The 14,053-nt window shown below is 56.8% G+C and carries 8 protein-coding genes; 4 read left to right on the top strand and 4 right to left on the bottom strand.

What is annotated here, in order from left to right; genetic code table 11:
- A complete protein-coding gene (locus KP708_RS09500; protein ID WP_215757168.1) occupies positions 1–1,875 on the top strand; it encodes a cobaltochelatase CobT-related protein in 1,875 nt (624 codons plus the stop codon).
- Here the strand turns inward: KP708_RS09500 and KP708_RS09505 are convergent.
- Positions 1,844–3,256 (bottom strand): pyridoxal-dependent decarboxylase, encoded by a 1,413-nt coding sequence (locus tag KP708_RS09505; protein ID WP_215750857.1) that lies wholly within the window; start codon positions 3,254–3,256, stop codon positions 1,844–1,846. The genes KP708_RS09500 and KP708_RS09505 overlap by 32 nt on opposite strands.
- A 76-nt stretch (positions 3,257–3,332) precedes the next feature.
- A complete protein-coding gene (locus KP708_RS09510; RefSeq protein ID WP_211496916.1) occupies positions 3,333–4,151 on the bottom strand; it encodes a DUF1217 domain-containing protein in 819 nt (272 codons plus the stop codon).
- Between the two features lie 110 nt (positions 4,152–4,261).
- On the opposite strand from KP708_RS09510, the gene KP708_RS09515 reads away from it, so the two are divergent.
- Positions 4,262–5,134, top strand: a complete 873-nt coding sequence (locus KP708_RS09515) for a DUF2125 domain-containing protein (RefSeq protein ID WP_215750856.1) — start codon at positions 4,262–4,264, stop codon at positions 5,132–5,134.
- Positions 5,135–5,161: 27 nt separating this feature from the next.
- On the opposite strand, the gene mfd is transcribed toward KP708_RS09515, so the two are convergent.
- Positions 5,162–8,662 carry a transcription-repair coupling factor gene (mfd, locus tag KP708_RS09520; protein WP_215750855.1) on the bottom strand — a complete coding sequence of 1,167 codons (3,501 nt, stop codon included), beginning with the start codon at positions 8,660–8,662 and terminating at the stop codon, positions 5,162–5,164.
- Positions 8,663–8,734: 72 nt separating this feature from the next.
- On the opposite strand from mfd, the gene recG reads away from it, so the two are divergent.
- Together recG and KP708_RS09530 are read left to right on the top strand one after the other, a co-directional pair.
- On the top strand, positions 8,735–10,837 hold the full coding sequence (gene recG, locus KP708_RS09525; protein WP_215750854.1) for an ATP-dependent DNA helicase RecG: 2,103 nt from the start codon (positions 8,735–8,737) through the stop codon (positions 10,835–10,837).
- 95 nt (positions 10,838–10,932) lie between these two features.
- The gene (locus KP708_RS09530; RefSeq protein WP_215750853.1) at positions 10,933–12,609 is read left to right on the top strand and encodes a GGDEF domain-containing phosphodiesterase; all 1,677 of its coding nucleotides are present in this window, start codon (positions 10,933–10,935) and stop codon (positions 12,607–12,609) included.
- Positions 12,610–12,675: 66 nt separating this feature from the next.
- Here KP708_RS09530 and KP708_RS09535 read toward each other — a convergent pair whose 3' ends face one another.
- Entirely contained in the window at positions 12,676–13,680 is a 1,005-nt protein-coding gene (locus KP708_RS09535; protein WP_202207361.1) for a lipid A deacylase LpxR family protein, read from the bottom strand.
- Positions 13,681–14,053 lie beyond the last annotated feature (373 nt).

Consider the following 14,053-nt stretch of genomic DNA (forward strand, 5'->3'; position numbering starts at 1 on the left):
TTGTCCGCGCCCAAGAACTCCCCTCCTGACGAAAACCGTCAGGAAGGTTTCCGCCGCGCCACAATCGCAACCCTTCGCGCCATGGGCGGCACGCCTGAACAGAGCGTGGATTTTCAGGGTGCGGTTGTTGGCAACAGGCTGCCCGCTCCGCTGGCACCTGATGCCGTGCAACTGCCCTACCTGTCCCGCAGCATGCACGACCGCGAAATTCAGAAAATTCGCGGAGCAGCCGATGCTGCGGCGCTGAAGCTGCGCTACCACAAGAGTGGCCKGAACGCGCAGTTTCCAGAGCCGCAAGCTCAGGAGGCGTTCAACGTCCTCGAACAGGCGCGCTGTGAAGTTTATGGCTCCCGCCATATGGCTGGCGTTCGCGCCAATCTTGACCAGCGCGTCATCCAGCAGTGCGCCGAGGCGGGCTGCAACCGCATGGCGACCAAAGACGAAATGCCTGCCGCCATGGCTCTGAGCCTGCTAGCTCGGGAGGCCATGTCAGGAGAGCATACCCCTTCGCAGGCCGGCCCGGCGCTGGAAGCCTGGCGCGCATCTCTCTCTCCGTCAGCCAAAAACGCACTGGCGGAAATGGCTGTCACGCAATCTGACCAGAAAGCCTTCGCACGCGCGATCACACATCTGCTCGGTGCCTGCCAGCTCACAGAACTCCCAGAGGAAATCGAACAACAGGCCCCTTCAGACGATTTATCTGAAGACGAACAGCCTTCCGAAGATGAAGCCGCGGTTCCGCAGGAAGATCAGCAGACACCTGCAGGCGATGACCCTGATGAGGAAGATGGTTATCAGCCAGAGAGCGGTGAAAGCGGAATAACAGGCGAAACAGAGACGTCTTCTGACGCGCTTGATTCCCCTGAGACAGGTTCGGAAGAAGCTGCGGGGCCGTCTGACCAGTCAGGTGAAGGCACGGCTATCGGCGGCGGCTCAACCTATAAAGCTTACACCACAAAGTTCGATGAAGAAGTCGGAGCTGCCGAGCTCTGCGATCCCGACGAGTTGGACCGGCTACGCCAGCAGCTCGACCAGCAGCTCGTTCAACTTCAGGGCCTGATTTCCCGTCTCGCGCATCGTCTGCAACGGCGGCTCATGGCTCAGCAACAACGCCGCTGGGAGTTCGAGCAGGAGGAGGGCATCATTGATGCCGGGCGCCTATCCCGCGTCGTCACGAACCCCACCATGCCGCTCTCGTACAAGTATGAGTGCGAAATGGAGTTCCGCGACACGGTCGTCACACTCCTGATCGACAATTCAGGCTCGATGCGTGGCCGTCCAATTGGAACCGCAGCCATCTGCGGTGACATTCTGGCGCGCACGTTGGAGCGCTGCGGCGTGAAAGTTGAAGTACTAGGCTTCACGACGCGCCAATGGAAAGGTGGACAAAGCCGGGAACAGTGGGTCAAAAACGGGCGACCACCCGAGCCGGGCCGTCTGAACGACCTGCGTCACATCATCTATAAAGATGCAGACACCCCATGGCGCCGGGCCCGGAAGAACCTTGGCCTCATGCTGCGTGATGGTCTCCTCAAGGAGAACATTGACGGCGAATCGCTGCTCTGGGCCTGGAAGCGCCTGAAACGGCGTCCGGAACACCGCCATATTCTCATGGTGATTTCAGATGGTGCACCCGTGGATGACAGTACGTTCTCCGCCAATCCACATAACTATCTTGAGAACCATCTGCGTGAGGTCATCAAGCGGATCGAAAGCGATCGGAACACGGAGCTTCTGGCTATTGGTATTGGCCATGACGTCACGCGTTACTATCGACACAGCGTAACCATCAGTTCCGCCGAAGACCTCGGCGGCACTATGATGGCCCAGTTAAGTGAGTTGTTCACCCCCGCCGGTCAGCGGCGAGCGCGATAACGGCATCCAACATACGGTCGGTATCGACGGTCGTGGTGCGGTGATTAACGATCGCCGCCCTCACCGCCAACCGACCGTTGATCCGCGTTGTGGATGGGGCCGCCACACCGCTTTCATGCAAATCCTGTACCAGCTCGGAAACATCCTGATCTGATAGGCCCTCTATTCCGAAGCAGACAATATTCAGCGTTACTGGCGCGAGCAGAACGAGCCCGGGCGTAGCCTGCACGCGGCGCGCAAGATGCTCTGCAACGTCACAACATTCTTCCACCATCTGCCCCATACGCTGTGAGCCATAATGGCCCAGCGTCATCCAGACTTTGAGCGCCCGAAACCCGCGGGAAAGATCTGGCCCGAAATCACAGAACCAGGGCGCGCCACTCGCAAGCCCTCTGGCTTCACGCGTCAGATAGTCGAGCGACTGAGCAAACGCCGCCGCATGAAGTTCACGATTCCTCACCAGAACGCAGCCCGCGTCGTAGGGGACTTGTGCCCATTTATGAAAATCGAATGCCAGACTATCAGCCTTTTCAATGCCGGAAAGCTGCGCCTTGAAACGTGACGACAAACAGGCCAGCGCCCCAAAAGCTGCATCCACATGAAACCAGAGGCCGTTCTCCCGTGCGATAGCCTCGATCCCCTGAAGATCATCAATAGCGCCGCAATCCACCGTTCCGGCCGTTCCGGCTACCATGAAGGGCACCAGCCCGCTCTGGCGGTCTTCGGTGATCATCTGGCGCAGGGCCGCAAGATCCATCCTATGATCACCCGTCACCGGAACACGGCGCAAAGCCTCGCTTCCGAAACCAGCAAGATCATAGGCACGAGGCAGACACCCGTGGGCCGTTGTCGCGGCATATCCGACCATTCTGCTCTGCCCAACGCCATGCCGTCGCAATGACGGATCACGCGCCCGGCTGGCCGTAATGATGCTGATGAAGTTGGCCATGGAAGATCCGGTCACCAGACAACCGGACCCATCTTCCGGCATTCCAACCATGGAAAGAGCCCAGCGAATAACTTCACGCTCGACTTCATTTGCAGCATGGCTGCGGCCACCACAATTGGCGTTCATACCGGCCGCCAGCATTTCTGCCAGCATCCCGACGGGTGTTCCGGCGCCATGCACCCAACCCATGAAACCCGGATGAGTATTACCATTGCCATAGGGAACAACGAGCTCAGTGAAACGCTCGTGCAGCTCTTCCAGAGAGGTCCCTTCGGCAGGAAAGCCTGTTCTCAGCTCATCCCTGGCTGCCTGCGGCATAGGGCGCCAGACCGGACCTTCCCCGACATGTTCCATACGATCAAACAGAGCATCCAGCATCTGATGTCCCATGGCACGAATGCCGCTCCAGTCTTCAGGGTCCAGTCCCGCCATGAAGAGAGATCCTTTTCGCTGCCACGTTTCCCCTAGCCGCGATACAGGCCTCCTCTCAGGATGTCACGCAATCGGATCAGAGAAGTGCGGAATACAGCGATGACGAGGAACTGCTACTGCTTCCTGTAAAAAGGGACAGAATACCGTCCGATGTCCCTCCACTTCCGTAAAGTGTGAGCATACTGGCAGGCGTCGTGGATGCTTCAGGGCTGATTTGTAGAAGCGCCAGATATTGTTCAGCAAACCGCTGCACGCCTTGGGACGTGCTGAGACGTGAAAGATCCAGCTTGTTCCCCAGCAGTCGAACCTGCTGGTCGTAATCCAGTGCGCCAAACTGGGTTGTATCGAACCCACACACTTTTTCCGCCACCTTCAACAGTTTCGGATCTGCCATGATGCTGGAAAGCTTCATGTCTGACGTGACGGTTCGGGTAAAATAAAGAGCATCCCCAAGGCCCGGCGTCTCGTCCTGAACGCTGCTTTCATACCCGTTCGTCAGGTAATTCTGGGCGATTTTAGACAAAGTGTCTTCTGACGAGAGGGGAGACGTCGACCAGTCTGAAAACGCAGTCGCAAACGCTTTCCAGGACGCATTCCCGCTTCTCTGTGCCAACGACTTGGAAGACGTAGGGTCCTGCGTCATGAGCTGCTTCAGGACGGCCGTCTGATCAATATTGGAAGACATGTTATAGGCGCCAAGAACGACTTTCAGCGCCTTGTAGTTCTTCAGAAGCTGATCAGGCGTTGTGATGGAAGAGGCCTCAGCCTTGAACGTCGTCAATGCCTGCTGCGAAGATGAACTGGTCTTTTCCCATCGGTTCACGGAGGCCTGTTCGTCTTTCACGATGGACAGGTATTGCGGCACCGCTGGCATGGCGGAAATGGACGAAGACATGCACACTCACCCGCAAGGAAGGATTATGGGGAACCATTGTCTCTCCATAATCCTAAGAGAGTCTTAACAGTCTTTCTGTCTGAGAGATCAGACACCACAGCATTGAGGGCATGATGTCTTTTAAAACCCTTTTCGTAACAGCATTAGCGATGGCTCTGCCTTCCTTCGCGTCATCTGCTCTTGCAGACACGCTGCCGAACATTCCTGCATCCTGCTTCACCTATTCCCTGAACGGCCACCAGGCTGCCGCCCACGGCTTTTCAGCATCAGGCCTGCACGCCACCCTGACAGGAACCGGCATCGGCCTCGATATCGGGCCTATCACCCTGAAAGACCCCAAAGGCGCAGTCACGGAAGCCAAGCTGGAACAGTTCAATGCAACGGCCGCTTATGCAGCACTGAGTGCTTTCCGTGGCGGTATCAGCCCGGCCTGTCAGGGGCAGGATGCCACCATTACAGTCCACAACATCCATGAAGGAACGCCAGAAGCCTCATGGAGCAGCGTAAAACTGTCCCGCCCTGGTCACACAATGACCATCCAGCACGCGACGATCAACGCAGTCCAGACCAGCCCTGAGCTCCGCATCAAGGTCAATGGAACAGGCATTCACGACTCGAAACAGCCTCTTATTCCATCGTCCCTGTCCGCCGATCTGTCCGTAAGCGGCCTCTCCGGCTCCTCACAGCAGATCACGATCAACGCCCTGCATGCCATTTCCGGAAGCAGCACTATTGATGGCACAGGAACCATTCAGATCGGCTCTTCAGCCGCAACATCCACCGCAGACACCCATGTCAGCATCACCAATGTTGCACAGTTGATCGAGGCCATTCGCCAGACAGCCCCAACCAAAGTGGTCACCGCCCTTACCATTGCCCGCCTGATGGGACGCCAGAGCGGCGACACCACCACGTGGGATATTGCCCTTCAGGGCGGCGTAGCGACGGTCAACCGTATTCCGCTCCCTATCGCCGTTCCCTGAGTGCCACTGCGGAAGCTGGAAAGACGCTTAGTCGGCGTCTTCCAGTTTCCGCACGAGTTTGCACAGAACGGTCGTTACTTTCTTCGCAAAACCAATGCGGGTGGCGTTCGTCATTTCGCGAATAATGGCTAGCTTCTGATCGGGGCGGATCTTCACGCCCGAATCCTTCTTACGAGTCGCCCAATCGATCAGCCCGGCGGGGTTCTGGAACCGGTTTTTGCGGAACTGAAGCACCATACCCTTCGGCCCGGCTTCCAGACGCTCCACACCAGCCTCACGGCAAAGACGCTTGATGAGCACAACATCCAGAAGATTCCCCACCTCTGGCGGCAATGATCCGAACCGGTCCACAAGTTCAGCACGCATGGCCTCGACTTCTGCTTCTCCGGTCAGAGATGCAATACGCCGATATAGCCCCAGCCGAACCGGCAGATCAGGCACATACGTGTCTGGAATCAGTACCGGCAATCCGAGGATAATATTCGGCGTCCAGCTGTCTTCTTCCTCCGCCTTCCGACCGCGTTCGCGACGCAAATCCAGGACAGCATCTTCCAACATCTGCTGATACAGCTCGATCCCGACTTCCTTGATATGCCCGGACTGCTCATCGCCCAGCAGATTTCCAGCACCCCGAAGATCCAGATCGTGCGATGCCAATGTGAAGCCAGCACCAAGCGAGTCGAGCGTCTGCATGATTTCCAGACGTTTTTCAGAAGCGGCCGACAATGGGTTCGTCTGCGGCCAGGTCAGATAGGCATAGCCACGCTGCTTACCGCGCCCAACACGCCCGCGAAGCTGATAAAGCTGCCCCAAGCCAAACATATCTGCCCGATGAATGATGATCGTATTCACGCTGGGCATATCGAGACCACTCTCCACGATATTGGTGGAGAGCAGGATGTCATATTTGCCGTCGGCAAATTCGGTCATGACGCGTTCCAGTTCGGTCGGCGTCAAACGCCCATGCGCCTGAATGACCTTCGCATCCGGAACAATCTCGGCCAGGCGCTCTGCCATCCGGTCCAGATCAGCGAGTCGCGGCAACACACAGAACACCTGCCCACCTCGGAAACGCTCACGCTGAATCGCTTCGCGGATCATGACGCTGTCAAACGGCGTAATAAACGTGCGAACTGCCAGACGATCCGTCGGCGGCGTCGCAATCAGGCTCATTTCCCGCACACCGGACAGGGACAACTGGAGCGTACGTGGCAGCGGCGTGGCTGACAGTGTCAGGACGTGCACGTCTTCCCGCAGGGCCTTGAGCTTTTCCTTGTGAGAGACACCGAAGTGCTGCTCTTCATCAATAATCAGCAGGCCAAGACGTTCGAAAGAGACCGTCTTGGCCAGAAGGGCATGCGTCCCGATGACGATATCCAGACGACCATCCGCCATCTCTTCGCGGACTTTTGTCGCTTCCTTGGGTGTCACCATGCGTGACAGTTGTCCGATCCGAACTGGCAGACCTTCGAATCGCGCCACAAAGCCGCGGTAATGCTGACGAGCCAGAAGCGTTGTCGGAACAACAACAGCCACCTGCATTCCTGAAAGCGCGGCAACAAAAGCCGCACGCAAGGCAACTTCGGTTTTTCCAAAGCCTACATCGCCACACACCAGCCGGTCCATTGGGCGACCGGAGCTCATGTCTTCCAGAACATCAGCGATGGCACGGGACTGATCTTCCGTCTCCACGAACGGGAAACGGGCACAGAATTCATCCCAGAGTCCCTCTGCCGGCGCGAGCGTAGGAGCTTCACGCAATGCACGCGCAGCTGCCGTCCGAATCAGTTCACCCGCCATGATGCGGATGCGGGACTTCATCTTGGCCTTGCGGGCCTGCCAGGCCGTACCACCGAGCTTGTCGAGCTGGACGCTGGCCTGCTCCGAACCGAACCGGCTCAAGAGTTCGATATTTTCTACCGGCAGAAGAAGACGCTGCTCTCCATCATACAGAATGGAAAGATAGTCATGCGCAACCAGCCCTTCGCGGATGGTCTCAAGCCCGACATAGCGTCCAATCCCGTATTCCTGATGAACAACGAGGTCCCCTTCGGAAATCTCGCCCACCTGCGAAATGAACTGTTCACCACGCTTCTTGCGACGAGGCGGCCGGGAAATACGCTCTCCCAGAAGGTCCTGTTCAGACACAAAACACAGACGATCTGAAACGAACCCACGCTCTAGCCCGAGAACGAGCAGACCAACTGTCCCGCGGGACATGCCTGCTGCGGACGGCCAGTCGTCATAACTTTCAACGCCAACGCCATGTTCCTGAAGCAGATGGGCAATCCGCTCCCGCGAGCCACGGCTCCAGGCCGTGACATACGTGCGGCGCCCAGACTGCGCCCACTCTTCAACCTGCTTACCGAACGCTTCAAAAACACCCTCGCGAGACCCGTCCTTGGCCCGGGCAAAAAGCGGTCCGGGACGGCTTCCGGCTTCTACGCCTTCTCCCAGATCCGGTTTGCCAAATGCGTTCAGCAAAACAGATGGCGCCCTGGAGAGCATGGCATTCCAGCCATGCTGGTCCAGATAGAGACGATGCGGCGGAAGTGCCCGATACGGCATCTCGCCATCACGAACAGGAACACGACGCGCCTCATAGTGGTCGGCGATCATGTCCAGACGGGCTTTCAGAATCTCCGGTGCATGGCTGTCGAAGCTGATTGCAACGTCTGGCAGATAATCCAGCAGCGTTTCCATCTGGTGGCCATCGCCATCATGGAAAAGCGGCAGATAGTGCTCCAGACCCGGATAACGCCGCCCATCAGAGACGTTTTCATAAAGCGTGTCCGATGCAGCTGATGGCCCAAACGTATCGCGCCATCCCGTGCGAAAAAGACTGATACGCTCCGGACTGAGAGAGAACTCCGAGACAGGTCGCAACTCGAAACGCGCAAGCTTTTCTGTCGAGCGCTGAGTAGCGATATCAAAGGCACGGATATTTTCGACTTCATCGCCGAAAAGGTCGAGGCGGATCGGGTCTGGTGCGCCGGCAGGGAAAAGGTCGAAAATGCCGCCCCTCGCCGCAAACTCCCCCGCTTCCATGACTGTATCAGTCCGCGTGTAGCCATTGGCGACAAGAACCTCGATCAGGAGAGACTGATCCAGCATTTCACCCGTAGCCACACTGATGGACTGGCCTTTGAAAGCCGATCGCGGTGGAACGCGCTGCAACAGACTGTGCACGGTCGTCAGAACAATCCGGCGTGCTTTCGTCGGCTCCAGCAGGCGGCACAATGTTCCAACACGCTCCGCAACCAAAGCAGCGTTGGGAGAGACACGGTCGTAAGGCAGGCAGTCCCACGCAGGCAGGCGCAGAACTTCAACTTCCGGCATCAGATAGGACAACATGTCCATCAGAGCCGCAACAGCAGCGTCGTCCCGCGCAACATGCAGCAACGGCCCTTCATGCTCTGCCAGCCGCTGGCGAAGCAGCAGCGCCACACTCCCGTCCGGGACACCCCAGACGGTCGGACCAAAGGATGGGAGGGGCATTTCACGGCTCATGGTTTCGTTTTGTTCCATCCTGCTCTTGCCCTATACCTGCCGTTCCAGACCCTGCCATACCAAGAAAAGCCCCGGGGAGCGCCCGTTGCAATGCAGTCCGAACAGCCCTCTCCAGATTTTCTTGCTCCACTCTTCGCACCACTGACGTCCCTGCCCGGAATCGGGCCAAGACATGCAAGTCTGCTGGAAAAGATCGCAGGAGGACGGCGCGTCCTGGACCTGCTGTTCACCCTTCCCGAGCGAATTGTTGACCGTCGTATTCTGCGCACAGTTGCCGCAGGACACAATCTCGCACCGGGAGAAATCCTGACAACGCGTGTCCGTGTCCTCTCAATCCGCAAGGCTGCACGCCCCGGCCAACCCTCCATCATTCGCACAGAAGACGATACAGGCAGGCTGGATCTGGTTTTTTTCCAGCAGAAAAACATGCCTGCCCCAACGGTCGAGGCAGAACTTCTTGTCTCGGGCAAGACCAGCCGGTTCCAGGGTGAGTTGACGATGCCCCAGCCGGATCATGTCACAACATGGGAAAAGCGTGACAGCTTTCCCAGACTTGAACCCGTCTGGCCCCTGACGGCGGGCCTGTTTCCATACACAGTGCGCAAAGCCATGCGCGCGGCCCTGACGCTTCTGCCCGATTTTCCCGAATGGCAGGACCACGCCCTTGTCCAAAAGCGCCGCTGGCCAGCTTTTACACAGGCGCTCCACATCCTTCAGGCCCCGGAGAGCATTCCTGCTCATGTCGAATGGGCGCCAGTGCGAGAGCGCGCACTTTCCCGTCTTGCTGCGGATGAACTTCTTGCTGACCAACTCTGCTTTGGATTGGCTCGCCTCAAAGCACGCAGCCGGATGGGCCGCAGCATGCCAGGCACGGGCGCACTCCAGGCAGAGCTAAATCGTCGCTTCGGTCACAAGCCGACGGCAGCCCAGTCCTCAGCTATTACTGAAATCCGGCAGGATATGGCCGCCACGGCCCCCATGATGCGTCTTCTGCAAGGAGATGTGGGAGCCGGCAAAACATTCGTTGCCATGAATGCCATGCTTCAAGCCGTGGAATCAGGTGCCCAGGCAGCCCTTATGGCGCCAACTGAAATTCTGGCACGCCAACACTTCGAGACAGTGTCGCGCCTTTGTCCCACGCAATGCGTTTATCTGAGCGGGACGATCAAAGGCGCAGCACGCCGCGAGACACTGGCGGCCATTGCCGATGGAACCGCGCGCATCATCGTCGGGACTCACGCCCTGTTTCAGGAAGGCGTGACGTTTGCGGACCTTGGACTGGCCGTCATTGACGAGCAGCACCGTTTTGGCGTGAAGCAACGGATGAATCTGAGCGCTAAGGGACAGGCAACAGATATTCTGGTCATGACCGCCACCCCTATTCCGCGAACGCTTCAGCTCATGGAATGGGGAGAAATGAGCGTAAGCCGCCTGGATTCCAAACCAGCAGGCAGACAACCCATTCGCACGACCCTGCATAACATGGACGCCATGCCAGACATTCTGGCGGCCATATCTCGTGCCGTCGCTGACGGGGTTCAGGTTTTCTGGGTTTGCCCCCTCATTGAAAACAGCGAAACACAATCCGCAGCGGCAGCAGAAGAACGTTGGGCCATGCTGGGAGAACGCTTCCCCAACATCGTAGGGCTGGCCCACGGCAAGCAGGACATAGCTATTCGACAGGCTGCCCTCGAAGCATTCCGACGAGGTGAAACACGCATCCTGGTTGCCACAACCGTGATTGAAGTTGGTGTGGATATCCCTAACGCCTCCGTCATGGTGATCGAACAGGCAGAACGTTTTGGTCTGGCCCAGCTCCACCAGCTCCGAGGTCGCGTAGGTCGTGGATCAAAAAAATCCTTCTGCCTGCTACTGCATGATGGACTGGCAACACCAACCGCCGTCAGGCGACTTACACTTTTACGAGACACTAACGATGGATTTATGATTGCTGACGAGGATTACCGAATCCGAGGTGGAGGCGACCTTGCCGGGGACCGTCAGTCAGGCCTTCCGGGCTTCCGACTAGCCCAAGGAGCAAGAATTTCACTCCTTTTGACTGCAATGCAGCAAGATAGTGAGCGAGAACTGATGCGTAATCCATCTTTAAAAGGTTCTCGGGGCGAAGCATTGAGAATTATGCTAACGCTCTTTGACCGCTCCGAGCCCGACCGCCTTTTGATTTCTGGTTAAAGGACCTTTAAGAAAGAATTGTTAATCTGTCTTCCGAGAAGGAACTTTATCGTTCTTTGACGGTTTTACGACTTATCCATAATCGGGTTTACAGTATGTTCTCAACTGGTGACGATCAGCACGCAGCTTCTTTCCTGAAAGGGACGTCGTCCGCCAGTTACCTGCCTCTGCTCAGACTGGCGCGCTCCTTAACCGGCGCCTCCTCAGCGGGAATAGTCGCCCTTTCAAAGCAGGCCTTACCGTTTGAAATTGCTTATGTCGGCGCTCCCCTCACCGATACGCTGGGTAATTTTCCTTTCGCTGAACTCTCTGCAACCCCCTCATCACAGACCTTCCAAGTCTCACAAGGACTAACCGTTGCAGGGATCAGTATCGGCAGCGCGCATCGCCACATGCGAACGGCAACTTCTCTTTTCCTCCTGCTTGCGGGTGAAACGGCTGAGCTTTCAGGCCAGAAGACTTTGGACGCGCTTGAGGATCTCGCAAGCCTGACACGGAATCCAATTTACAACACAGGTTCTGTCCTGCCGAACCGCATGCAAAGCATGGAATCCGTGCAGTGGTACATCGAGCAGACTGCGACCCTGACAAGGCGGGCGAAGTTCGGATTAATACGTTTCAATCTCGATCACCTGTCTTTCATTAATGAACGTTACGGCTGGGACGTTGCCGACATCATTCTCGAAGAGATCATTCGGAGAATTGAAAAGCTTCTGCCGCAAGGCGCATTCCTTGGCGGCATGGGCGGCGGCAACTTTATCGTGCTGACGCCATCTGGCTATACGCAGGTAACAACACGATCATTAATGACATCCATCCTTCGGATTTCTGAAACTCCCGTTGCTCTTGCCAATTCCTCTTTGCCATTTTCTTTATCCGTTGGATGGGGAATGTTCCCGGAAGATGGGAATACGGTTGATGATCTTCTCACGAGCGCCAAGGCTGCACTCATGGAAGCCCAACGCCTCGGCGGTGGCCATGAAAGGCGCGCAGACGAAGAAACAACGCGGATGCATATCCTGTCCTCCAGCCTGGAACAGGATCTGGCCGTTGCCGTAGAACAGAACGGCCTATTCCTGAACTGGATGCCAGTTGTTGACACAGCATCCCAGCAGATCGTCGCTCATGAAGCTCTTCTGCGGTGGACCAGACCTGGTTACGGCGAAGTCCCGCCTGCACTCTTCATTCGTTGCGCCGAAGAAGCAGGTCTTGTTGAGATGCTGGATAGCTGGAGTCTCAGAACGGCTTGCATGGCGGCGGCAAAATGGGATGTTCCTCACAGGGTCTGCGTCAATATCTCACCGGTCTGGCTGGTCAGCGAGCGCCTCTCAAAACTGGTCAAGGAAATCCTACAGGAGAGCGGCCTCGCCCCTGAACGCCTGCAGATTGAAATGTCCGAACCTCGCTTCTTCGGGCCGGAAGACATCACATTCCGTGAGTTGTCCCGTGTCCGCGCGCTCGGTGTCAGACTTGCGCTTGATGACTTTGGCTCCGGCTTTTCATCTCTGGAGCGTCTACGCTTCTATCCCTTGGATCAGATCAAACTTGATCGCAGGTTTATCAATAGCCTCGGGGAAAATAATCGCGCGAACGAAGTCATGTGCGCGATTCTCGCACTTGCACGCGCCTTGAACATCACGACGTGTGCCAAAGGTGTAGAGACTGAATCCCAGATGGCCTTTTTGGACGCTTATGGGTGCGAAGAGGTTCAAGGATATCTCCTTGGCTCCCCGGTCGGAGATCAGGCTAAACCTGCGTCGCAATCCACTTAAGAAAAAAGCCCGTCCCGCTTTCTGCGGTCGGGCTTTTTAGTGTGGGCGTTACCCTAAAGTCTGGTCTTAGAATTTGACGGAGAGCTTGAGCGACCCGTAGTTGAACAAGCCCGCTTTCTGAGACTTGAACTGAGCCGTCTGCCAGTTCTGGCTATAGGAAAGACGCATGCCATGCCACATGACGGCAACGCCGGCGTGAATTTCGCCAACATCCCAGACTTTCTCAACATGCGGCGAGTTGGGGCGCACTGTGTTGCCCTGCAACGACGCATCATACCCGACAGCCTGCCCCTCTACGCCGCCATAAAAATACCAGGCAACAGGGCGCGTTCCACGGAAAGCATCCGTACCATCCAGCCCCGGCCCGATCGTGGAGTTGCCAAAGTCACTGTCCAGCCCCTGACCGATGCGGAAAGTTGCAGCAGCGTCTGCATATGTCCGATAGTCACCTGCTGCTCCGGAAACCGCAGGCAGGACATCCATTCCGATGCCATAAACCTTGGCAACTGGCAGACGCCAAATTCGACCAGCCTGAATCTGCATGACCGGCTGATTCGCAAGCTGATGCTTCCAGCCTTTGTTCGGTGTATCGCTGATCAGGTTATGGAACCCGTTCTGCACCTGACGTCCCAGGCCTGCGGGGCCCATGACACCGAACTGGATTCCCATAACCGTACGGGACAGATCCGTATCGTTAATAAGATTGACCGTTCCGAGCATCAGGCCTGTGTAAGGGCGGTCACCCTGCGGCGGCTGCGCCATCTGGGTTTCCCGCGGCGTAAAAATCAGCTGCTGCAAACCGATACTGATGCGCTGCATCCCATTTCCCATCAGGAAATGATTCAGATTCGCAATCGGCTCCGGAAGATTGTCGGTTCCTGACGTCCAGTTAATGCGCAGGCCAGATGTATAATACTGATCTGATGTCCCCTTCAGAGTGGAGACGGCATCATTCTCGCCCTGAATCGTCCAGGTGCCGTAAGGATCCTGCAAAGGAGTTGCCATGGCGGTCGAAGATGCCAGTGCGAGTAGGGCACAGGCCCCGAAGGAAAGAGTCAGTCGGGTCTGCATGGGCACCTCTGCATCTCGCGTACGATCAGGGTAATGACGCTATTAATTTGTGTCTTTATGTCATTACTGGGCATCAAAGCAAAGCCTTCGGAGCCCCTTGGTGGACTGAGACAATCTTAAAATCCGCGCGAGTTGGGCACTTCTCGCACTTTCGTTGTGGCAGTGCGGGAAAAAACCATGCTAGTGATTCCCTCAGAGGAAGGCCTGAGGCTTTTCTCACCTTTTTGAAATACGTCATGGCAGGGGATAGAAGCCCTCCGTGGCACCCCAGTCTCGGGATTAGACCGTTGAGAAACAACAGAACCGACCGCAGCTTTAACTCACCTCGCCGCGGCGGGTKTGACGGGGACTATKCGTCCCAGCCATMMTATGG

It is taken from the genome of Gluconobacter sp. P5H9_a (assembly GCF_018812085.1).
In the GTDB taxonomy this organism is placed as follows: domain Bacteria; phylum Pseudomonadota; class Alphaproteobacteria; order Acetobacterales; family Acetobacteraceae; genus Gluconobacter.

Excerpts from the sequence above, each read along its gene's own strand:
- KP708_RS09510 (WP_211496916.1), bottom strand. The coding sequence starts at position 4,151 with ATGTCTTCGTCCATTTCCGCCATGCCAGCGGTGCCGCAATACCTGTCC.
- KP708_RS09535 (WP_202207361.1), bottom strand. The coding sequence starts at position 13,680 with ATGCAGACCCGACTGACTCTTTCCTTCGGGGCCTGTGCCCTACTCGCA.
- KP708_RS09505 (WP_215750857.1), bottom strand. The coding sequence starts at position 3,256 with ATGGCGGGACTGGACCCTGAAGACTGGAGCGGCATTCGTGCCATGGGA.
- KP708_RS09530 (WP_215750853.1), top strand. The coding sequence starts at position 10,933 with ATGTTCTCAACTGGTGACGATCAGCACGCAGCTTCTTTCCTGAAAGGG.
- recG (WP_215750854.1), top strand. The coding sequence starts at position 8,735 with ATGCAGTCCGAACAGCCCTCTCCAGATTTTCTTGCTCCACTCTTCGCA.
- KP708_RS09515 (WP_215750856.1), top strand. The coding sequence starts at position 4,262 with ATGATGTCTTTTAAAACCCTTTTCGTAACAGCATTAGCGATGGCTCTG.
- mfd (WP_215750855.1), bottom strand. The coding sequence starts at position 8,662 with ATGGAACAAAACGAAACCATGAGCCGTGAAATGCCCCTCCCATCCTTT.